The organism is Flammeovirga pectinis (genome assembly GCF_003970675.1).
GTDB lineage: Bacteria > Bacteroidota > Bacteroidia > Cytophagales > Flammeovirgaceae > Flammeovirga > Flammeovirga pectinis.
Genome location: NZ_CP034562.1, coordinates 346,830 through 369,849, shown reverse-complemented (window position 1 = coordinate 369,849; position 23,020 = coordinate 346,830). Strand labels below are relative to the sequence as shown.

The following is a 23,020-nucleotide window of genomic DNA, read 5'->3' as shown; positions in this document are numbered from 1 at the left end:
TCTTTAGCTCATCTTGATACTAATTGTATTTAGCTCAAAATAGATCAAATGCTAAAATTGTTTAAACAAATTTAATGTATTTATTGGATGATATGAAATTAATTCATTTCCAATAAACTTTCTAAATGATGCTGACGAATACCGTGCACTTTTTTAATTTCATTAATTTGTGCAACAATATCTTCTTTTGGCGTATCTCTCACTTCATCTTGAACACCTACCACTAATACATTTTTTGGTGTATGTTCTGTTGTGATAAATTCGAAAACTTTAGTTTTATAACCATAAGCTTCCATAATTAACGCACGAATACCATCAGTAAGCAATTCTGACTGACGTTCCTTCAAGATACCAAATTGTGTAATCTTACTCAAGCTATCTTCAGGGTTTATCTGTTTTCTTATTTGCTTATGGCAACAAGGAGCACAAACAATTACTTTAGATTGTGCTTTTATTCCTCTATAAATTGCATCATCTGTTGCTGTATCACAAGCATGTAGTGCAATTAGAAGATCTATATTTGGTAAGTCTACTTCTTTTATTGTGCCTTCTTTAAAATCAAGATCCTTAAAATCTGATTTATCAGCAATGCCATTACATTTTTCTACTAATTCCTTACGCATTTCTACCCCAATAACATGAGGTTTCTGTTTTACAACATTTGTAAGGTAATCGTACAATGCAAAAGTAAGGTAACCTTTTCCGGCTCCCATATCAACTACATTGTAATTTTCAGAAAAGTCTACATTCTTTAAAATACCATCAATAATTTCAACATATTTATTGAGTTGACGGTACTTATCTTGCATGCTATTTTTTACTTTAAACTCTTTGGTAGTAACACCTAGCTCTTGTAAATAAACATTGTCTTTTGGATCAATAATTCTATTTTTCTGCTTGTCGTGTTGTAATTTAGGTTGCTCTTTTGAACTTGCCTTCTTAACACGAAGTTTCGCTGTAGTAGCAGATGTAATTAATAAAAGATAATCAGCTTCTAATGTATATAATTCTGCATTATAGAAGTCATCTTCTAAATATTTCATCATTTTCTCTACCACCTCTTCTATCGGATAATTTTTTGTAATATCCTTTGTAGGGTAACGGTAAAGACACGATAAATGCAAACCTTTCTTTAGTTCTACCAACTTTCCGTTGATTGAACGTAATTCATTTTCTTTTACACGCTTATTGGATAATGTAATTCTAACAAAAGAGTTATTTGCTAAACTATCTTTAAGGTGTTGTTCAAATTTATCTACGTTGATGAGACTCATATACTTTAAATCATTCGTTATAAGGAAGATATTCCTAAATCGATGCAAAATTAATCAATTCATTTCCTTTTATATCGATGATTTGAACAATAGCTCTTAATAATGTGTGTTTTTAATAAAAAAGGTGATGATCTTAGTTGACCATCACCTTTTTTATTAAAAATTACTATTCTATTTAATTATCACCTTCTTTATCACCTGTCTTTTACTTTGAATTAATTTAATAAAGTAAACACCTGATGGTAGGTTAGAAATATCAAATTTAAAAGAAATATCTTCTTGGAGTTTTGAATATACTGATTTACCAAGATGATTATACATTATAGTTTGTACTCTATCTTCTTCGAAATTTAACAATTGGATATTTAAATAATTGCCATTATTAGGATTTGGGTAAACGATAGCATCGGGAGCGATATCTTCAGCTCCTAATATTACATATTTTGGACCAAATATTTCAGATTTCCCATCAAAGTCAACCTGTACTAATCTATAATATGTTTTCCCCTTATAAGGCTCTACATCAACCGTAGAATAATCTATTTGACTATTTGAATTTCCAGCTCCATTAATTTCATCAACCACTACCCAAGTTCGTAGATCTCTCGATTTTTCAATAACAAAGTATTCATTATTTAGCTCAGAACCTGTTGCCCATTCAATATTTACACTTTTTAATGACGTTAGTTCTACATTGAAGTAAATTAATTCAATAGGCAGTTCTAATTCTGGACTACTAGATTCATCAACATAAGCCCATGAGAAACCATCATTTTCAGATTCTAAAGCAGCAACTCTAGCCGATGTACGCAAGCCACTTAATGCCTTAACAACTTTTGCAGGACGTTTATTTCCAAATTCATCCTCAACACCTCTATAAGTAATTGATTCACTAGATTGTTGCATTACGAAATGAACATTATCATCTTTATCTCTAAATTCTCTTTCAATAGTTTGTCCTCCAATTAACTCATATTGATGTTGTGAATCACCACTAATTGAGCTCGATTGAAAAGCAGTTCTGAAATTTTGATTATTTGAAAGATCTACATATTCTTTTTTTGCTTTAGAAATATATTGAAGAATAAAAATATCAATTTCCTCATCTTTTTCTAAGAGTGGTTCAATAATCCATCTTCCACTTTTCTGGATAGCTCTTATTTCTTTACCATCTACATCTTGAATTAAATTACTAGACCCGTCCTGAGGTAATTCATCAGAAGGTGATGTATTATCTTCATGATCAATATAATCTGCAGTCCATACTACATTATGTTGTAATGCAATTGTAGTTACTCCAATTGGATAAAAATGATCTTCATTTCCTATAGGAAAAATTACATCACTTGAGACTCCAGCATCCATTACAAAATGTGCTCTTCCAAAAATATATGCCTCTGGACTATAATCAATAATTTTTTCAGGACTAACAATAGTTAAAAAGCCACTCATTTTAGCTCCTTTTTTACTTCGGCCTCCTGATTTCACTTTACCTTGTATGAACTTTAATTCATTCATTAATCTAATGTCATCTGTAAAATTAACAACATCATTAACATTTGCTTTATCTACAATAATATTCGAAATATTATTTCCAGACATTTTTACATGTTGAATAGGTGTGTTTCCTTTAAATGTAACAATAGATGAATTGGAAGAAATAAACTTACAATTTGGTTCAATACTTAAATCCTGATATAATATTAAACCTCCTTTAAAATCAATTTCACTATTATTAGATGCTTTAAATAAACCGTGAGATGTTAAGAAAGAATTTTCACCTAAATTTAGTTTTGCATTATCAATACCTATTTCACCATTAACCATAAAATTATTATTATCCATGGTAAAAGTAGCAAAATTACCCACTTGTAAATCTCCAACGGTAAAATCTTTATTATTTAATAAGTAGTCTATTGTCTTCCCATCATTTAACTTATCATCAACAAGTAAAGTTAATTTTCTTAATTGATTTCCTCCATCTAAGACTGACGTTAATAAAGCACCTGCTCCATCACCTTCTGTAAAGTTTACATCGTTATTAGGTAATTCTACAATAATTTCCCCTCCTGCTACTTTAAAGAATGCAGACCAATCTCCTGTAGGTTTCTTAGCAGTTGATTTCATGTGTAAAATACCCGAACCAGAAATTTCACCAAAGTGACCTTGTGAATAGTTATCTCCATTCTTTTCTGATAGAATCAAAGTCCCATCAATAACAACTTCAGATAATTCCAAGGTTAAATTATTTCCCAATGTTACGGTATGACCAGTCTTAATAGTTGCAATTGCCCCTTCTTCAGGGTAGTTACCATTACCTGCGTAGATAGGAGTTCCTTCACCATAAATAGGGAAAATTATTTCAGTACCATCAATTGTGATTGATTCATCTCTATCTTTTTCTAAAGGTATTATATTCCATATACCATCTTCCATCCAACTATCAGCATCAGTATTACTAATATATTTATTTATACCAATACTCATACTTCCTGGGTCTCCAATAGTATAAATTCCAGTTAATGAACCATTATTTATAACATCTAAAACCAATGCTTTTGATAAACTATATGTGACTGTATTATTACTCACATCTACTACCCCTGAGTTTCGTTGCCATGTCAATGAACCTTCATAAAAAACAACACTAGAGTAATCAATTTCTTTCGTATTATCTTGTAGGATATCTGTGTCTGAATAAGATAAAACAAGCTCAGCATCAAAACCTTCAGGTACTTCTACTTCATTTCCATTTTTATCTAATGAATATAGAAACCATGTGTAATCTAATAAATCAGGATTAACAATACCTGATTTCACTAAACTTGGATAATAGTAATCTAACGGTAATATTTTAATAGAGTACATAGAATTAATATCTGCAACCTTATTATTAGTTAAATCAATAACTACAGGTGAAAACTTCTTATCACCATTAATATTTGTTCCTAGAGGTAACTCAACTTTTTCTATTGACTTCCCTATAAATTCTTTAATTACGCCACCATCCCTTCTTTTTCCACTAGGAATTATCATTTTATCTTCATCAAAAGCTTCTCCTCCATTAGATATTTCTGCTGATGCACCAAATAATAATGTTTTCTCTTGGATAAAAAATGATCCTTTCGTCATTAATAAATCTTTGTTGATTTTTAACGCATAAAATGATGTTGAATTACTGAGGTCATTAAGATATAATCCATTCTTATTATTTATTTCAATATTATCAAATTCTCCTAAATCTGTGGTCAAATATTGAGTAACATCATCATTAGAATCAAACACTATGTAATTTGATGAAGAGGAAGTAACCTTACCTAAAATTGTTTGATTAGCTCCTTTTAAATGAACATTTAATCCTGATAATTCTAATTCTGAAGAAGCTTCAACCGTTAGGCTTTGTAAAACGTCAATATCAGTATTATCAAAAGGTCCATCAAATTTTAATGTTCCTTTATTAATCGATAAGTTATTAAATACATGAGACCCTTTTTGTCCTGAATACGTTACCAAAGTGTTATCAGCATTTGCAACAATAAAATTACTTCCAGCAGTACTTTCCCAAGTACCATTATTAGTAATATTATCTGTAGCTATTAATGTTAATGATGTTATACCTTGATCTATTTTTGCGTCTTCTTTAATTTCTATATCACCATAGAAATTCACATCTACCACAAATTCAATTGCACCATCTAAAATCTCTAAACTAGGTAATTTGGGGATAAAAACTTTAAACAAAGTTGATTCGTCTGTATCAATACTAATTTTAGTATTTTCACCATATACAAATCTACTTTCATTAAATCCTTCCGCACCTATAAAATATGCATCTGTGTATAAATTACCTCCTCCTTTTAAAGTAAAACTATTTTCGTCAGTTTTATAAGGAAATAATAAATTGATATATGTCTGAGACGAACCTGTTAAATTCAATACTCCTTTGTTTTTAAAATCACTATGAATTGATTGTCCACCAATTTTAACAATTCCTGAATTCTGAGTAAAATTTACAATACCAACATTCGTTGTTTTATTGGCTCTTATTTGAGCTCCTATATCTAAGTTTGCCTGATGAAGTAAGGTTCCATCATTATTATATATATTCTCTATTAAAATATAGGCATCTCCAGAATTTCCGTATTCAATAAAATTATAATCAGTAGATAAACCAGAATTTAATATTGCATTTCCTCCTAAAATTTCAAGGCCTCCATTTAGCTGTAAACCAGCAGCTTCACCTGTCATTCGAACTGTCGCTCCATTTTCTACTCTTAATACAGCATCAGTTGGTATAATAAAATCGTAAATAATTGGTGTTGCTGATTTATTTAAATCAACATCAATATCTTCATGACCTAAAACAACAGTTCCTTTATTTATTACAAAGTTTTTATCCTCATTAATTACATCATTATTAAGTGGAGCTAAAAATGATGTATTTGTTTCAAATTCTACTTTTACTGCTTTATCACTTTTATCAAAAGTTACTCTACCAAAAGTAAAAGCCTTTTCATCTGGTGTTAACCCTGTGGTCGTTATTGTAGAATTATTATCTCCGTTAAAAGTTGTATGTACCGAAGTATAATTTTCTGGTGATAAATCTAAATATGTATTTGATACCCCTGGTGTTTGACCTCCAACATTTGAAGTTTTATCTAAATCAATTTTTATATTTCCAGATACATATAATTTATGATTCACATTATTAGTCCCATCATCTAAAATTGTCATATATTTCCCTACAGCAGAAAATATATATGGATTAGATTTATCATGAGAATTATTGTAGAACGATAAGTCTCCAACACTCATTTCTACAGCAACATTTTCTTTATTGGTAAAAATTAAACCTGATTTAGTTTGACCATAGTTATTTAAACCAATATTCAAGTTATCTACAGTAATTTTATTATTTAAAGAAGAGCCACCAACTACTAAAAATGTACCGTTTCTTATGGTTAAATCAGAAGTTGAAAATTCTTCGAAATTTAAGTACGCTGCTCTTACCTCTCTTCTTGTACCCGCAATAGTTGTTTTTGGATAATTAATTAAATTAGATAATTGATTAATTTCAATAATTGGTTTTGTTAAATCAATATCTGGGTTTTGATCAGGGTAAGTATTATATCCAGCTGTTTCCCCTTCTAATTGAATTAAATATTCTGATTTAGCATGTTGACCCCAAGCACCAATATCTCCATCAATAACTCCATTTTTGCTATTACCATCATCATCTACATCACTAGCTGGGAAATAAAACACATTCAATTGAGTTGGACCTTCCATTATTGAAGTTGTTAAAGAGCTGCTCTCTTTAATATAAACACCTGTAAGGTTTTGCTCTGAAAATATCACTTTAGCTGCTAATGCATCAACACCATTATAAATCTGAATATACTTAGGTGCATTAGTGATATAATAAGGAGAAGAAGCATCTTTATATAATGGAGAATCTACGATCACTACATCATTTTCTGAAGGAATTCCTGCGTCTTCTGTACGGTTACCCTCTTTGTCATAGGTTGCCCAGTTGCTTGACTCGTTCCAATTTGCAAATGTACCACTAAAATGAGTTTTTGGATTCCAGTGTAATACTTTAGGAGCTCCTATGAATGCCTCTTTTTCACCTACTGTTAAATAAGACGTCTCTAAAGCAAGATAATTTACAGATTTAGAACCATCTGTACTATTCCAATCTTCTGCAAAAGTAATTAGGTGGTATTCAGGTGAATGATTATCATCTGGATAATCTTTATTCCCTGAGAATGAATAATCATAATGTTCTAGAGTTAAAGGTTCTGTGAAAGCAAATCTCTCATATTTAGAAATTTCTTTACCAGGAGATAATCTAGAAACAGTCAGGTCATCTCCATTTAGTACTTTACCTGGTAATAACCCCGTTACATCATAAGATGTTGGTAAATAACCAAAGTATTTAACTTTTGGATAATTTACTATCCCTTCATCATCAAAACCATCTCTATTAATTTTCCAATAAAAATCTAATAAGCCCTTTGAGTTATCTGCAGTTGCTAATTTACTCTTTACTGGTCTTACGTTAATGTACCCTCCGTCTATCGCTATAGGAAAAGCATTAGACTCAAACTCTACTCGAATAGGAGTGTATACTTTATTTACGTCGTCGAGGTAGGCCATTGGAAAAACAAAATCCACCTTACCATTTGTATCATCATACCATATATTCTCATCTATCCTTAAAGAAAGGCCTTTATCTGAGTCATTTCCATCTGTTAAGAAAAAGTTATTATATTCTTTTTCCCCTGTAGATGTTATATTGTCACTATCATCATATTTATTTGACTTATAAATAAATGAACCAAACCCACTGTCTTCTTCAAGATAGTATTCAATTATATCAAATTTTGCAAGATATTTACCAATATAAACTGTTCCATGTTTATAATATGCTCTTTGAAAATGTGAGTCACCAATAATAGAAAGTTGCTTATTTTCTGCATTAATTTTTATATTACCTAACTTACCTCCTTCATCAATAGTAATTACTTGATCATCTGGTCTTAGTTTGATTAATGCATTTTTTGGTGTTACTCCATGTTCATAAAAGCCTAACTGACCTGTTTTACCTATATATAATTCTTCACTTTCTGTTCTAATTGAATATTCTCCTTGATCAAGTAAACCATTAATAATCTTTACATTATTTTCGATTTTTAAAATATTACTTGCGTTTTGTTCTCTTTTCCTAAAACTTAAATGATCAGTATTTAATGTAGTTTTTAAATGACTAGAATGAGCAATAATTGATAATGAAGCTACACTAGTTTGGGTTCCATCATAAACTACATCCTTATCGAGAATTAAGCCATTTAAAATTAACTCATCACCACTATCATCCTCTTCTAATGCATAATTTAAATTGATATAACTTTTATTAGGGCCATTAAAAATTATGTTATTTCTATTTCTTCTATACCTTATATCATTACCATCATCATCATTCTTTTTTTTACTATATACAAAAACTCTTTCTTTGTTAATTTTAAGGTCTTTACCTATTTCTACATCATTCTTATCCGTATAAAAATTAGTATTAATTTCTAATGAGCCTAGTACTTTTAATGGTTCTTCTAATTCAATATTAGGTTCTGATGCAATTGTTTCAAATGTTAAAGGCTGTAATGCTACAGCACCTTCTCCATTTATTAATACATTTGGAAAAGGTACAGTTGATGCTATATTAATTTCCTGTCCTGCAAGTGTATTTATAATCAGCTTCCCATTATCAGAAACATTATAATTACCATTTCCAGATCCAATTAATATCCCTCTATCAGATAATATACTGCCAGATTTACTACCATCAACTTCTAGAATACCTCCAGTCATTGTGAATGAAGTTGTTGAATAAGGCAGAGAAAATGGTTGAAAATCACTTGGGTATCCGATTACTTTAAAGTATCCACCTGTTTGTTCGTAAGATCCTTGATGATTTTCTCCTGCATATGACGTTCTAAACTGTCTTAATTCTGTAACACCTCCAGATCTAATATAAAATTTCCCTTGGTTATAAATTGTAATACCATATCCTGGGCCACTTCCTAAACTAGATAACCCTCTTGTCATAATCAAGTTACCAGAGTTAACATGAATTTCACCTTTAAGAACAAGAGCATTTCCTTTCTCCATATATATTATTGAAGATTGGCTATTTAATGTTATTACAACATCCTCTGATACCACTACATTACCGTTGCTTTTAGTATTCAAATCTAAATGGATCTCTTCATCAAATACTATGGTTCCTTTATAGAGGTTGCTGATAAAATTATTATCCACACCAGAATAATTCATTTTAAATGACGAAGGAGAGGCAGCTCTTAAAGTAACTTCATTTTGTCTTAAATTTTTATCTAGTTTAAGGTAGTCTACTTCAAAAGTTCCATTATCTATTCCATTTTCTGTAACAGATACTTGTATTAATTGGTTATTTTCTCCTTCAAAAGAAAAATAAGATTTTCCTAAATCAATATTTCCATAATTGGTAAGATCTCCATGTAAAACTATTTCTTTAGGGGAATCCTTATCAAGGACTTTTCCTTTTTTTTCTACTTTAAAATTTCCATATAATTTTAAAGTAGTTGCAAGTGATACATCTACGTTTCCTTCTTCAATTATTATATCATCATAAATTTCAATATCCTTGATAGATAACTCACCCACTCCTCTTTTAATAAAAGAAGACAATATATGGTCATTACTAAATACTATATCTGTAGAATTATTTATTATTAAAGTTCCCTGTCCTTTATTTGAAAAACCTCTATCTGCATTTGTATAAGAGCCCGTAGGTATTGAGGTTTCATTTTCAACATTAATAGCACCTTCTCCTCTAATAATATTAAAATTAAAACCTATAACATCTGAATCAAGCACTAGCTCAGATCCTGACGAAATATCCAGTAAACCATATTTCTTATTCGCAACTGAATTATCTATTCTAATTCTCTTATTTGCTATAATATAAACGTCATCTCCAATACTTGGAATTTCATTATCTGGGTTATCAAATGTATTTCCTGTATTATCTAAAGTCCATGCAGAAGGAGAACTCCAATCTCTATTTGCTACACCATCGTTATAGGTGTACCAAGTTTTTTTTGTAAAGTATTTTGTATTTATATAGTCCTTTATTTCTGCTCTTTTATCATTCGTTAGTTCATCTGTATAGAGTAATATTTCAGCAATTTCTCCTTGAAAAGTATTCTTATCGATATCTCCATGAAAAGGTAGTGCTCCTATATATATTTTACCATTACCGTCTAATGCCAAATCATTTACAAGATCTTTAGTATATTCTAATTCTAGAATATGCCATTGTCCCATTGTCCAAGTATACTGTGAAGCTAAACTATTACCATCATTATCACCACTAACAAGGTCTTCATTTAAATCAAGACTAAATTTACAAGTTTCGTCTCCTGTAACTCCAAAACGAAAGGTGTTACTATTGTTTGGATAGTTTCCTGTAATTATGACTTGTTTTTGTGCTCCTCCAATAAGATTTACATTCTTATACACAGAGGCAGATGCAGAAAAACCATCATTTTTAAATACTATGCAAACTGATTTAACATCGGACATAGGTTGGTCAAATGAAAGGTAATCTTGTCCACTAAATTGAACAGTTGCATTTCCTTTTAAACCATTGTTTATTAACGATGGCTCATTGCCTACCTCTGCTACAAACTTAATTGTATTGTCTAATTCGTCAGACCATTCATTATTCACATCGTCATAAGAAGATGCTTTAAGATGGTATTTTAAGTTTGTTGTAGGTAATACTTGCCCATAAGCAGTAATTGATACAATAGAAATAATTAAACACAATAGTTGGGTAAACTTTTGTTTGGATGTAATTATCATAATTTAAATAACAGTTTATCACAGTAAAATAGTCCGAGAATTGTGGAAATCAATTCGATGAATTTGATTGATGTTAGTATTAATACAGTTCTTAAAAAGATTTACACAATAAATTTAGTTTACAATAGGAATTAAGTATTGCTTTTAAATATTTCTCGGAAGTACACAGTTTTTTAATTTTAACAAAGATAAGGAATTGGATGTAATATAACATCCCCTTTTAGAGGTATTATTGATTAATATTTATCAAAAATATCAAATCAATGAAGCCTATTCTTGTTATTTTTATATTTTCACAATAAAAGCAAATGTGATATAAGGATAAAAAACACGTAATCAGACATTTAAATAACTATTATATATTTAAATTATCCAATTTGATAGATTATAAAAATAAATGAATGTTCATTTCAAAAAATGAAAGAAAATTAGATAAATTGTTTTCTAGCATTACTATTATTAGTAATATTACTGCAAATAAATTCACTTTATAACCTATTCTACTATATGAAATTTCTAGTATTTACTGTTCTACTTTTTTCTTCTTCTTTCACTTTTGCACAAGCAACGTATAACATTGAAGAAAATAAAGAAACTACACCCCCACCTGCGGCTACAACACCTACAGATACAACTCAGGTAGTGGCAACTCCGCCTCCAAATACAGCTGCTCCAACAGTTAGTATTTCTAAACAATTAGGGTTATTTGTTTTTCCGGCAAAAGATCAAAGCACAGAAACGCAAATGAAAGATGAACAAGCTTGTTTTGCTTGGGCAACGGAACAAACAGGGTATACACCAGATCAAGTACATGTAGAAGCAAAACAAGTTCAAGCTGCTCCTGCTGCTGGTGCTGTTGGCGGTGCTGCTAAAGGTGCTATTGCCGGTGTTGCAATTGGTGCTATTGCTGGAGATGCTGGAAAAGGTGCTGCAATTGGTGCAACGGCTGGTGGTTTAAAAGGTATTGGCGGAAGTAGAAGAAGAGCTGCTGCTCAACAAAATCAAAATAATCAGGCTGCTGCTGCAAAACAAAAAGAATTACTAGGCAACTTCAATAAAGCATATAGTGCTTGTATGACTGGCAAAGGTTATACTGTACAATAAATTGTAGTTTTCTGGAAAAGAATAAAAGCTATATATACACCTTAACCCATTGATAATTAATTTATCAATGGGTTATTTTTTTCTTTTTTTCTTAAATGTGAACCTGCTCACATTTGGTGGAGTTTTGATCGCGTAAAATTGTGTTATCAATTAAATATAACTAAATATATTACTCCAATGAGAAACTCAATTTTAACAACACTTTTAGCTTCAACTGCTTTATTTTCAAGTTGCGACAACAATGAAAACAACACTCCAGAAACACTTCCAGTAACATCATTTACAGTAACAATAGAAAATGCATTTACACCTAAAGAGTTTTATACTACAGGTAATACAGGCTTAATTAAACCTGGAGAAAGTGAATCATTTTCGTTTAATGCAGGAACAGGACATTATTTAAATTTTGCAACGATGTTTGTGCAATCTAACGACCTTTTTTACGGTCCTGACGATAGCGGTATTGCTCTTTATGATGCCGATGGAAATGCCATTACTGGGGATCTTACATCAGAATTATATCTTTGGGATGCAGGAACTGAAATGAATGAAGAGCCAGGTATCGGTGTTAATCAGCCTCCTAGACAAAGTGATGCAAATACTGGCATTACAGAAAATGGAACAGTTAAGCTCATTTCTCAAGTAAATGATGGGTTTACTTACCCTGCTTTACAAGATGTAATCCAAGTAGAAATTGCACATAATGGAGGTACTCAGTTTACCGTAACTATTAATAATATTTCTAATAATGCAAGCTTAGCTACTCCTTTTGCTCCTGGTAATTGGGTAGTACATTCTGCAGACCAATACCCTATTTTTAAAAGAAATGAGGCCTCGTCTATAGGATTAGAAGGTTTAGCAGAAGATGGGGCTACAGCTACCTTAACAGCTTCTTTAGAAGAAAATTCTGGGTTAGTTTCTCCATTTGCACCTGGTGCATATAATGTTGGCACAGAGAATTTAGTGTTCAATTTAAATGGTACAGCTAGTTCGGCTTTAGAAGCATTGGCTGAAGATGGAGACCCTTCTGGTTTTGAAAATCATTTTACTACTCCAGATCAAGGAAGTGCTCCAGCACCAATATTCCCATCGCAAACATATTCTTTTACTTTTGATGCTACAGACGGGCAATATTTATCACTTGCTACAATGCTAGTACAATCTAACGATTGGTTTATTGGCGGAGATGCAATCAACTTATTCCCTAATGGTCAAGCACTTAATGGAGATATTACTAGTCAACTTTTATTATTTGATGGTGGTACTGAAGAAGATGAATATGCAGGAGCAGGTACTAACCAAGCACCAAGACAAAGTGGACCAAATACAGGTACAACCGAAACAGGTAGTGTTATAGAAGAAACATCGCCTAGTAGTAACGTTCCAAATATAGAAAATATGATCCGCATTTCGATTACATCAAATGCGTCTGAATAGATATTGAATTGAATAGAGAGAAGTCGTAATTGGCTCGATTGCTTAAAAAAGGATATATAGGTCTTAGATTATTTCTAAGATCTATTTTTTTTATTCATAACCTATCAGTTTTGTAATCTGTAATTGGTAGGCAAAATCTGTTACATGATACACCTCTTTGGGTCCTGACCTCGAATATTGCCAATTTGCTAATAACGAAAAATCCCATTTATTATCAATCTTTTTACCTATACCAACTCCAGCCTTTGCAACGTTATGAAAGATCTCTGGAATATCATCTTTTATAGGATAGTAGTATTCAGCAACATAAGGTATATACCATCCTGTTCTTACATTATCCTTTGTTATTTTCATAGATCCTCCAAAACGAACACGCATTCTAACGTCAAAATCTGTTCGTCCTTGTTCTACTAAATAAGATACCCTTTGTTCTAATTTTAGTTTAACATTGGCACTCCATCGTAATTTATTTGCAATGTTAGTTACCACAGCTTGCCATGGTCTAAATTCAAATCTATTTTCAGATTCTTTATTAAAATGGTAATAAAAAGCCACTCCACCTTGTAAATTAAACCGCTTATTGAGTTTGTAGTTAACAGAAGTCTGCTGATATATTTTATTCCAATAATTCTCTTGAAAAATAGTTTCATACCCTAAGTCAACCACAAAATTTAGACGCTCATTGTATTTAATATCAAAATAGAAATCAGCCCATAACTGTTGGTTAACAACATCTTTTTTAACAGGATAATTTTCTTGAGCCTTCAACGTAACAGGTAAAACCAATAAGGCACTTAGGTATATTATTAAAAAGTAGGGTTTCATTTATAGGTATAATTGTCACGTATATTTTAATTGAGGCAAATTTAGTCCTTTTTAAGAAAGTAATTACCCTTTATTTTACATTTTTCTGTAAATGCCAATTCGCTTTAATTATTATAATTCCAAAATGGTTTTAGCTATGTTAGGTTAAGAAATTATTTATATACCTAGAAGTTATTACTTTTGTTAAACTAAATTGAACAAACACCTATCGAATAGCTTTTGTTATTCTGATGATTCAGATATCCAAGTGATGAAAAATTATATATACATTCTTACTTTCCTTAGTACAATAGGGAACTTTCAATCGTGCTCCACACCGTCTACAGAGAAAGAAGAAATTGTAATTATAGATACTGTTGAGGTAGAAATTGACAGTTCTGCATATATCTACGCAATTAATGTAGATAGTATGACTGTTGAACAAAACGTTGTAAAAAGAAACCAAAGTCTTGCAGATATCTTAACTGCAAGTAATGTTGAGTATAAAGAAATTTTTAAACTGGCTAACAATGCAAAACCTGTGTTTGATGTTAGAAGATTAAAAGTTGGAAAAGATTATACTTTGCTCTTTACAAATGACTCTATTTCAAAATTAAACTATTTTATTTATCAAGAAGATCCCATTAATTATGTTGTTTTTGATTTAATAGATAGTTGCAATGTTTACAGAGGAGAAAAACCTGTAGAGATTGTAAAGAAAGAAGTTGCCTCAGACATACAGCTTTCATTGTATCAATCATTAATTGATTTAGACGAATCGCCTGCGCTTGTGAACGAATTGGCAGATGTTTTTGCTTGGCAAATAGATTTCTTTCACATCCAAAAAGGTGATGCCTTTAAAGTTGTTTTTTATGAAAAAGAAGTCGACGGAACTGTTGTAGGTATTGATCATATTGAAGCTGCCCTTTTTACACATCAAGGTAAAGATTACTATGCTTTTGATTATAATTATAATGGAAAGAAAGAATATTTTGATGAGTTCGGAAATAGCCTACGTAAAGAATTTTTAAAAGCTCCTTTGCACTTTTCTCGTATCTCTTCATCATTCAGTAGAAAACGATTCCACCCTGTTCAAAAAAGATACAAAGCCCATTTAGGTACAGATTATGCCGCTCCAATTGGCACACCTATTCACTCTGTTGGCGATGGTGAGATTGTGGCTGCTCAATATTCTAAGTACAATGGTAACTATGTAAAAGTTAGACATAACTCTGTGTACACAACTCAGTACTTGCACATGTCTAAAATAAAAAAAGGAATTAGAAGAGGAGTAAAAATTAAACAAGGCGATATAATTGGTTATGTTGGTAAAACTGGTTTAGCAACTGGAGCTCACTTATGTTACCGTTTCTGGAAAAATGGCAAACAAGTTGATCCTAGAAGACAAGAAATTCCATCTTCAGACCCTCTTCCTGATTCTGTAGTGCAAGAATACCAAGAAATTATTATGCCTATCAAATTAGAACTAGATAAAGTTGATTTAATAACGAGTAACTAATAAATTTAGCTCCTTTCAAAATCAACGCTTAAAACCTAAAAAATGATACAATTATTAACGCTCAACAATCAACTCTCTGCTTACACAATAATAAAAGACGTTACTACTAAAATGAGGGCTATGGGTATAGACCAATGGGATGAAGACTACCCAACCTTAGATATATTAGAAAAGGATATTTCTAAAGGTGATGCCTACGGATTTTTTATTGATGATGAATTAGCTGCTTATGTTATTTTTAATACTGAATTTGATGAAGAATATAATGATATCAATTGGCTAAATACTTCTTCTTCCTTCTTAGTGATGCATAGGCTTTCTGTATCTCCTAAATTTCAGGGGCGTGGGATTGCTAAAAAAGTAATTTATTTTGGAGAAAAATTAGCTATCAAACTTGGTCATAAATCTATGCGCTTTGATGCCTATACTCAAAATCCAATCTCAAATGGTGTTTATGAAAAAATAGGGTATAAAATGTTAGGTGTGGTAAAATTTAGAAAAGGAGATTTCTTTTGTTATGAAAAAAATATCGAGGGTTAAAACTTATCAATTCTAAATATCAGTGCATTTTTAGAAAAACAACACTTTTTATTTTGTTTGATATCAAACTTTTTATTAAAATTGAAACACTATTTCAGCAGGTACTTTTTGTGAAATGAACTTGTTGATGTAACTTATACTACATTGTCTTTTTATTATTGATATGAAGTTCCAAGAGTTTAGACTAAATATACTGTACTGCAAAAAACAAATCTATTTACTAGGTTTCCTTCTTTCATTTTTAGTTCTCCCTGGAATTAGTAATGCGCAATGGCACAATGCTAAACTAAACAGAGATGCTAGAGGTTATGCAGACCCTAATTCAAAATCAGAAGTAGTCAAAAAATTTAAAAAGGACGACTTTGTATTGGCACTTGTCTTAGATAAAGAAGCCAAATACATAACAGTATGGGATATAGAAACCAATAAAAGAGGATTTGTAAAATCGAGTGCTATCACTATAGAGTCACCTTTAAAGCAAGAAGACCTTGTAGAGTATAAAAAAGGTACTGAAAAACACGACCACACCAACCTATTTATTGAGAACACAACATACGATAGTCTCACTCTTCAGCTAGGTGATTCTACCTATAAATTTGCACCTTACGAAACCAAAAATATAGCACTCAAAGGAACAAGTTATCCTTATTGGGCAATTCAGAAAGAGGCTGTTCCAGATTATGGGTTTATAACATTACCAGATAGTAGTGATTATATGCTTAAAATTATGCAGGAATTTAATGAGGATAAAATGCTCGAAATGGAGCTAACTTTAAATCCTCTACACGAAGAAAAAGAATACGACATGTATCAAAATATGCGTTTAGATACGGTTGTTATTTCTACTCCTCCAAAAATTGGTTACTCAAAATCTGGATATGATCAACTTCAAATTACTACGGGTACTAAATCTGTAGATGCAGACCTTCTAAATGATGACCTTAAGAAAGATGCTTGGGTAAATGTAGAAGCAATGGATAAGCCCTTAGATCATTATTATGATTACAAAAGGTATATCAACCTTAAATACAATGTAGCAATTGGTATGGATTATATGTTTTTAGGACAATCTGCTACGTATGTAAAAAAAGGAGAAAGTATAGCAGCCAGTGGAATATACCGACTGTTTGGTACATGGGAACCGTTTAGTTCTAAAACTACAGAAGCTGCACTAATTTTTAAGTTAGAAAACCGACATAGCATGACGAGTACTGCTCCAAGACAATTAGGTTATGAAGCGGGTTCTGCTCTAAGTACTGCTAGTTTTAAAGAAATGGGTTGGGGTTTAACAAACCTCTACTGGCGACAAAGTTTTGATAAAGGCAAATATGCCTATGTTGTAGGAATTATGGATCCGGGAGATTTTATTGATTTATTTCCGTTGTTAAACCCATACAAATTTTATTTAAGCGAAGCTTTTTTTAATAACCCTGCCATGGCTATTCCTAACCAAGGGTTTGGTGCTGCAGCATTAATTAAAGATATAGTTCCAAATGTATATTTAGCTGGTGGCTTTCATGATGCCAATGGAGAACCCACTTATTTTATTGCAGATAATTTCCAATCATTTAAAAGAGGAGAGTATTTATACTGGGTAGAATTAGGATGGAATACTAAAACCTCGTTTCTAGAAGGAGAAAATGTTCATGTTACTTATTGGTATCAAGATGCTAGAACCGACCAAGAAGGAGGATATGTTGCAGAGGCTAGTCAAGGAATTTGTTTTTCTGCAGCAAAGTCTTTTCATAAATCAACTACATTTTTTAGAGCTGCCATTTCTGAAGGTGATGGTGCATTAATGCGTTATATGGTAATGGGTGGTTATATGTATAACATTGCAAAATCCGACAATATTGGTATTGGTGTAAATGTTGGAGAACCTTCTGACCCTACCGTAGATGAAAGTCAGTTTGGACTAGAAATGTTTTATAACATGCAGGTAACAGAGCATTTAAATTTCACTCCAGATGTTCAACTTACTGTAAACCCTGTTTACACACAAGAAAAAGATGCTATTGCTGTATTCTCTATGCGTTTTAGATATGCTTTATAAGTAAAAAGACCTTATAAACATCAGAATATAACTACTTACTATCAAATAATAATCAAACCTTTAGGATCTATATCTAATCCGTAACCTTTTCATTAATAAGCAAGTAAACTACTTTAACTTTCAGGAATTAATTGAAAGAAAGGGTTGAGACACAATCTAATTATCACATCAAAATATAGAAATCATGAAATCATTTGGCTTATTAAAAATCGATCATCACAATGCTGATATTTTTACTTTAGGAGGAAAAGAAGAACATAAAATAACTGAAGAAACATTACAAGATCCTAAACATTTACATTGGCATTTACACAATAAAAAAGTAAAAAATGGAACTTCTAAGCCTAATGATACAGCTTATTTTAAAGAAGTTTATAATGATGTAAAAGGTTTTGATAGTATCATAATTGCATCTCATGGAACAGGTAAATCTAATGAAGGAGCTAACTTTATTAAATTCTTAGAACAACACCACAAAGATATAGCGGGTAAAGTTTATGGTACAGTAGAAACTGATGAACATGAAACTGAAGCTCAATTATTAGCAAAAGTAGATTATGAAGCATTGCTTGTGCATCTAAAAAAATAATCTATTAATTGTATAAAAATATACGCCAGTCTTTCTATTAATTATGAAGGGCTGGCTTTTTTATGTTTCTGTAATTTTATAACTTATTGTTATGAAAAGAAATGAAAACCTAGTTCCATTATCTCACGAACACCACCATGGCTTATTATTCTGTAGTCGTTTAAAAAAAGCGAAAAATACAGATAAGGAAACCATTGTAAATTATATCACCGATTTTTACTCCAATGTTTTAAAGGAACATTTAGATAAAGAAGAAACTGCTTTATTGCATTTACTAACTGATGAAAATTTAAAAACTCGTTTCTTAAATGATCATCAGATTATACACAAAATGATGGATAATGTAAATGCTACTCCAGAAGATATTTACGATCAAGCTCTTGCAATAAGTCAGTTTATTACTAATCATATTAGATTTGAAGAACGCTCTTTATTTCCTTGGATAGAAGCGAATGCTACAGCAGAACAATTATTTTCTGCAGGGAACGATTTAAATATTGATGTAGAAGAAGTTGAAGCACACGCTTTCGAACCAGAGTTTTGGGAAAAATAAGCAGCAAATCTAGGGCATAAAAAAACAGCAGTACTCCAAAAAGTACTGCTGTTTTTAATATATATCAATTACTATCCAATAGAAGGAATAGCAACTACTTCGTCTACGTCTGCAGCATAATCTACACCATCAACTTTAAAACCAAATAAGTTGAAGAAGTCATCAGAATAACCTTTCAAATCACCAATTTCATTTAAGTTTTCTGTTGTAGCAATTGCCCAAAGTTTATCTACTTCAGCTTGAACATCTTCACGCATTTCCCAATCGTCAATTCTTACACGACCTTTATCGTCTAATTGTAAGTCTGCACCATAAATACGGTCAGCGTATAAACGTTGGATTTGCTCGATACAACCTTCATGAATACCATCTGCTTTCATGATTTTGTAAAGCAATGAGATATACAAAGGAATAACAGGAATTGCAGAAGAAGCTTGTGTTACCAATGCTTTGTTTACAGAAACAATTGCTTTACCGTTAAGATCAGCAGATTTTTCTGTGATTTTGAAAGCAGTAGCTTCTAAATCATCTTTTGCAGCACCAATAGTACCTTTTCTGTAAACTGGCTCTGTTAATTTTGGTCCAATGTAAGAGTAAGCATATGTTTGGAAGTCTTGTGCTAAAACACCTGCTTCTTTCATAGCTGTAATCCACATGTCCCAATCTTCTCCGCCCATTACTTCAACAGTATTAGAAATATCATCTTCTGTTGCTGGTTGGATTGTTACTTCAGAAACATTTCCTGTATGGAAATCAACTGTTTTGTTTGTAAATACATCACCGATAGGTTTTAAAACAGACTTATGTCTTTTACCTGTGTTCGGGTTTGTTCTTACTGGAGATGCTAAACTATAGATCACTAAATCAACCTGACCTAAGTCTTCTTTGATCATGTCGATAGTTTGTTTCTTAATTTCGTTAGAGAAAGCATCACCGTTAATACTTTTTGCGTACAAACCTGCTTTTTCAGCTTGTTGCTCAAACGCAGCACTATTGTACCAACCCGGAGAAGCCGGACGACCTGCTGAAGGTGCTTTTTCTAAGAATACACCAATAGTTGATGCGTTGCTACCAAATGCACTTGTAATTCTAGATGCCAAGCCAAAACCTGTAGATGCACCAATTACTAATACTTTTTTTGCACCGTCAATCTCTCCTTTAGATTTAACGTATTCAATCTGATTAATAACATTTTGCTCACATCCTTTAGGGTGAGCTGTTAAACAGATAAAGCCTCTTGTTCTAGGTTCGATAATCATATCTTAAATACTTATTTTGTTCGTCCACATTACTGTTTCCGAAACGTCTTAAATAAATGGTTGTGTCTTTTTTGAGCGAGCAAAGGTAATAAATTTTAGGATATAAGATTTTAAATCACACATTTTAAGCAGATCAAAACCCAATAAATAACTAACTTTTAAAATTGAATAATTATTCATTAGGCTAATTGTTTGCCTCAATTCCTGCTATTACGTATTTAATTTCTCCGTAAGTGTATTTACTGCCTAATACCTCTTTTAAATTTTTAAGCGATTTATCTTCAGCGTTTTCAACAGCTTTTTCTATCTTATTGCGTTTTACTTTACTCTTGATTATTTCGCTAACTTCTATCTTACCCAAACCAATACATTTGGCAATATGAGTTTCCACAGCACCTTCATACATTCCTCTTTCTCTAGCAATTTCTTCTATAGAATTACCATTTCTAAAAAGAACATAAGTCTGAATATGTGTTGCAATTTTTCTTGTTTTATCTCCTTTGTCACTTACTCTAACCTTCGCTTTTAAAGGCACATCTTTTCGTTTTTCATTTTTAATTACATAATCAGGCTTATTAATATCTTGCTTTAATAAATCGTTACCATCTATATAAGACAGAATCAATTTTTCTGAGCGCAACATTCTTTGTCCTTGATTATAAATATGAGACGAAAGTACTTTTAATTCGTTCCTGTAAGCAATCACACCAGACTGTCCGTTTAAACTATCGTGATGATCCATTACAAGCTTATGTTTTTCTTTAAGCAATGGATTAAAATAAGCAATGGCTTTTTCCACTCTTTCTAATAAGTGTTTGATGTAGCCATCGTGTTCATCTATAATAATCTTATGCGATTGGTGCATAAAACTCTGCCCTACCTTCTTAATTTTCTGAATCTCGTCTAAAAGCTGCTTTGCCCATTTTTTATGTCTTTGCTTGGTAGATAAATTCTCCAGCATATCATAAGAAGTAAGGTGTTCTAATAAGTTATCTGTGAGGTAACTTAAATCGAAAGCATTCATTAAAGTCTGATGAATAAAATTTCTAGCTTCTAACTTTAACTGAGGAGTCAATTCTTCTATTGGCTGACAGCTCTGAGTAAATGCGCTCAAATTTCTATCAATTGCAATACCCCTTTCAGAAATTGGAGATGCTAAAACCAACCCATCTAATGAGGTTAGCCTAGATAATGCTACATAAGTTTGCCCTGCCGCAAATGCACGTCCTACATCAATTATTGCTTTTTCGAACGTTAACCCTTGGCTTTTGTGTACTGTAATTGCCCATGCTAACTTTAACGGGAACTGATGAAACTCTCCTATTAATACTTCTTCAACTTCTTTTGTTATTTTATTGAGTACGTATTTTTTATTTTCCCAAGAGTATTTTTCAACACTAAATTCAGGAGTTCCATCATCAAACTCTACATAAATATCTTCGTTTGTTAGCCTGGTAACTTTACCAATTTTACCATTAAAATAACGTCCTTCGCCAGAGTAATCATTTTTAATAAACATTACTTGAGCATCAACTTTTAATCTTAAAATCTCCTCGTTAGGGTATTGACTTTCAGAAAATTCACCAATAACTTTTGCTTGGTATTCGTATTCTTTACCCTTTATTTCTTTAAGCCAAGATTGATTTTTCTCGTTGGCTATTTTATTATGTGTAGTTAACTGAATATATCCATCATCCGTAGATTGTTTAAAATCTGGATTATAATGGGTGTTCAGTACTTTTACATCGTTACTTGTTACTTTATTTTCACGTAGGTGATTTAAAATATTGACAAAAGTGGGGTCTGCTTGTCTGTATACTTTATTCAGTTCTACATGTACCATGCTTGTTTCCTGAAATACTTTCGCATTAAAGAAATAACCATTCGGGTAATACTTATAAAGGTACTGCCATTCATCTTGTTTAATTACTGGAGGTAATTGTAACATATCTCCAATAAAGAGCATTTGTACACCTCCAAATGGCAAGTCTTTTCTTTTACGAGCACTACGTAAAATTAAATCCATTGCATCCAGCATGTCAGCTCTTAGCATACTCACTTCGTCAATAATCAAAAGCTCCATTCCTTCTAGAATAGCACGTTTTGTTGCCCCCATTTTCATCCCTTTAAATAAAGATTTAGGCGTATTAATATGTGCTACTGTCGTTGCATTTTCGTCTAATTCTAAATTCGGATCTGGAATAAAAGAACCAAAAGGAAGCTGAAAAAGTGAGTGTATTGTTACTCCTCCTGCATTAATTGCCGCAATACCTGTTGGTGCTGCTATACAGACACTTTTGTGCGTATTTTCGTGTAGAGAACGTAATAAAGTTGTTTTACCAGTACCAGCTTTACCCGTTAAAAATATATTACAGTTGGTAGTATTTACATATTTTGATACAATATCTTGCAATGAATTTTCCATGAATCGTTAGACTGTTTGGTTTTATTGTTAAGGATAAATGAATGGAGACACAAGT

The 23,020-nt window shown here is 31.6% G+C and carries 12 protein-coding genes; 7 read left to right on the top strand and 5 right to left on the bottom strand.

Annotated elements, in window-relative coordinates; translation table 11 throughout:
- Positions 1–98 precede the first annotated feature (98 nt).
- Both EI427_RS01460 and EI427_RS01455 read right to left on the bottom strand, forming a co-directional pair.
- Positions 99–1,274, bottom strand: coding sequence for a class I SAM-dependent methyltransferase (locus EI427_RS01460; protein WP_126610895.1), 1,176 nt, complete (start codon positions 1,272–1,274; stop codon positions 99–101).
- A gap of 171 nt (positions 1,275–1,445) precedes the next feature.
- A complete protein-coding gene (locus EI427_RS01455; RefSeq protein ID WP_126610894.1) occupies positions 1,446–10,682 on the bottom strand; it encodes a T9SS type A sorting domain-containing protein in 9,237 nt (3,078 codons plus the stop codon).
- A gap of 507 nt (positions 10,683–11,189) precedes the next feature.
- Here EI427_RS01455 and EI427_RS01450 point away from each other — a divergent pair.
- Entirely contained in the window at positions 11,190–11,786 is a 597-nt protein-coding gene (locus EI427_RS01450; RefSeq protein ID WP_240655339.1) for a hypothetical protein, read from the top strand.
- A gap of 177 nt (positions 11,787–11,963) precedes the next feature.
- The gene (locus tag EI427_RS01445; RefSeq protein WP_126610893.1) at positions 11,964–13,223 is read left to right on the top strand and encodes a spondin domain-containing protein; all 1,260 of its coding nucleotides are present in this window, start codon (positions 11,964–11,966) and stop codon (positions 13,221–13,223) included.
- 90 nt (positions 13,224–13,313) lie between these two features.
- On the opposite strand, the gene EI427_RS01440 is transcribed toward EI427_RS01445, so the two are convergent.
- Entirely contained in the window at positions 13,314–14,048 is a 735-nt protein-coding gene (locus tag EI427_RS01440; protein WP_126610892.1) for a DUF2490 domain-containing protein, read from the bottom strand.
- Between the two features lie 250 nt (positions 14,049–14,298).
- On the opposite strand from EI427_RS01440, the gene EI427_RS01435 reads away from it, so the two are divergent.
- The 5 genes from EI427_RS01435 to EI427_RS01415 all read left to right on the top strand — a co-directional run bounded on the left by EI427_RS01435 (position 14,299) and on the right by EI427_RS01415 (position 19,281).
- A complete protein-coding gene (locus EI427_RS01435) occupies positions 14,299–15,546 on the top strand; it encodes a peptidoglycan DD-metalloendopeptidase family protein (protein WP_126610891.1) in 1,248 nt (415 codons plus the stop codon).
- A 42-nt stretch (positions 15,547–15,588) separates the two neighbouring features.
- On the top strand, positions 15,589–16,086 hold the full coding sequence (locus EI427_RS01430; RefSeq protein ID WP_126610890.1) for a GNAT family N-acetyltransferase: 498 nt from the start codon (positions 15,589–15,591) through the stop codon (positions 16,084–16,086).
- A gap of 163 nt (positions 16,087–16,249) precedes the next feature.
- Positions 16,250–18,139 carry a carbohydrate porin gene (locus EI427_RS01425; protein ID WP_126610889.1) on the top strand — a complete coding sequence of 630 codons (1,890 nt, stop codon included), beginning with the start codon at positions 16,250–16,252 and terminating at the stop codon, positions 18,137–18,139.
- Positions 18,140–18,323: 184 nt separating this feature from the next.
- Complete coding sequence (locus EI427_RS01420; protein ID WP_126610888.1) at positions 18,324–18,728, top strand: hypothetical protein; 405 nt, start codon at positions 18,324–18,326, stop codon at positions 18,726–18,728.
- A gap of 91 nt (positions 18,729–18,819) precedes the next feature.
- Positions 18,820–19,281, top strand: a complete 462-nt coding sequence (locus tag EI427_RS01415; RefSeq protein WP_126610887.1) for a hemerythrin domain-containing protein — start codon at positions 18,820–18,822, stop codon at positions 19,279–19,281.
- Between the two features lie 71 nt (positions 19,282–19,352).
- Here the strand turns inward: EI427_RS01415 and fabV are convergent, their stop codons facing one another.
- Together fabV and EI427_RS01405 are read right to left on the bottom strand one after the other, a co-directional pair.
- Positions 19,353–20,540 (bottom strand): enoyl-ACP reductase FabV, encoded by a 1,188-nt coding sequence (gene fabV, locus EI427_RS01410; protein WP_126610886.1) that lies wholly within the window; start codon positions 20,538–20,540, stop codon positions 19,353–19,355.
- 184 nt (positions 20,541–20,724) lie between these two features.
- The gene (locus EI427_RS01405; protein WP_126610885.1) at positions 20,725–22,965 is read right to left on the bottom strand and encodes a helix-turn-helix domain-containing protein; all 2,241 of its coding nucleotides are present in this window, start codon (positions 22,963–22,965) and stop codon (positions 20,725–20,727) included.
- Between the last annotated feature and the right edge of the window lie 55 nt (positions 22,966–23,020).

Bases quoted from the DNA above. Each gene is read 5' to 3' on its own strand.
- EI427_RS01460 (WP_126610895.1), bottom strand. From the start codon at position 1,274: ATGAGTCTCATCAACGTAGATAAATTTGAACAACACCTTAAAGATAGT.
- EI427_RS01455 (WP_126610894.1), bottom strand. From the start codon at position 10,682: ATGATAATTACATCCAAACAAAAGTTTACCCAACTATTGTGTTTAATT.
- EI427_RS01450 (WP_240655339.1), top strand. From the start codon at position 11,190: ATGAAATTTCTAGTATTTACTGTTCTACTTTTTTCTTCTTCTTTCACT.
- EI427_RS01445 (WP_126610893.1), top strand. From the start codon at position 11,964: ATGAGAAACTCAATTTTAACAACACTTTTAGCTTCAACTGCTTTATTT.
- EI427_RS01440 (WP_126610892.1), bottom strand. From the start codon at position 14,048: ATGAAACCCTACTTTTTAATAATATACCTAAGTGCCTTATTGGTTTTA.
- EI427_RS01435 (WP_126610891.1), top strand. From the start codon at position 14,299: ATGAAAAATTATATATACATTCTTACTTTCCTTAGTACAATAGGGAAC.
- EI427_RS01430 (WP_126610890.1), top strand. From the start codon at position 15,589: ATGATACAATTATTAACGCTCAACAATCAACTCTCTGCTTACACAATA.
- EI427_RS01425 (WP_126610889.1), top strand. From the start codon at position 16,250: ATGAAGTTCCAAGAGTTTAGACTAAATATACTGTACTGCAAAAAACAA.
- EI427_RS01420 (WP_126610888.1), top strand. From the start codon at position 18,324: ATGAAATCATTTGGCTTATTAAAAATCGATCATCACAATGCTGATATT.
- EI427_RS01415 (WP_126610887.1), top strand. From the start codon at position 18,820: ATGAAAAGAAATGAAAACCTAGTTCCATTATCTCACGAACACCACCAT.
- fabV (WP_126610886.1), bottom strand. From the start codon at position 20,540: ATGATTATCGAACCTAGAACAAGAGGCTTTATCTGTTTAACAGCTCAC.
- EI427_RS01405 (WP_126610885.1), bottom strand. From the start codon at position 22,965: ATGGAAAATTCATTGCAAGATATTGTATCAAAATATGTAAATACTACC.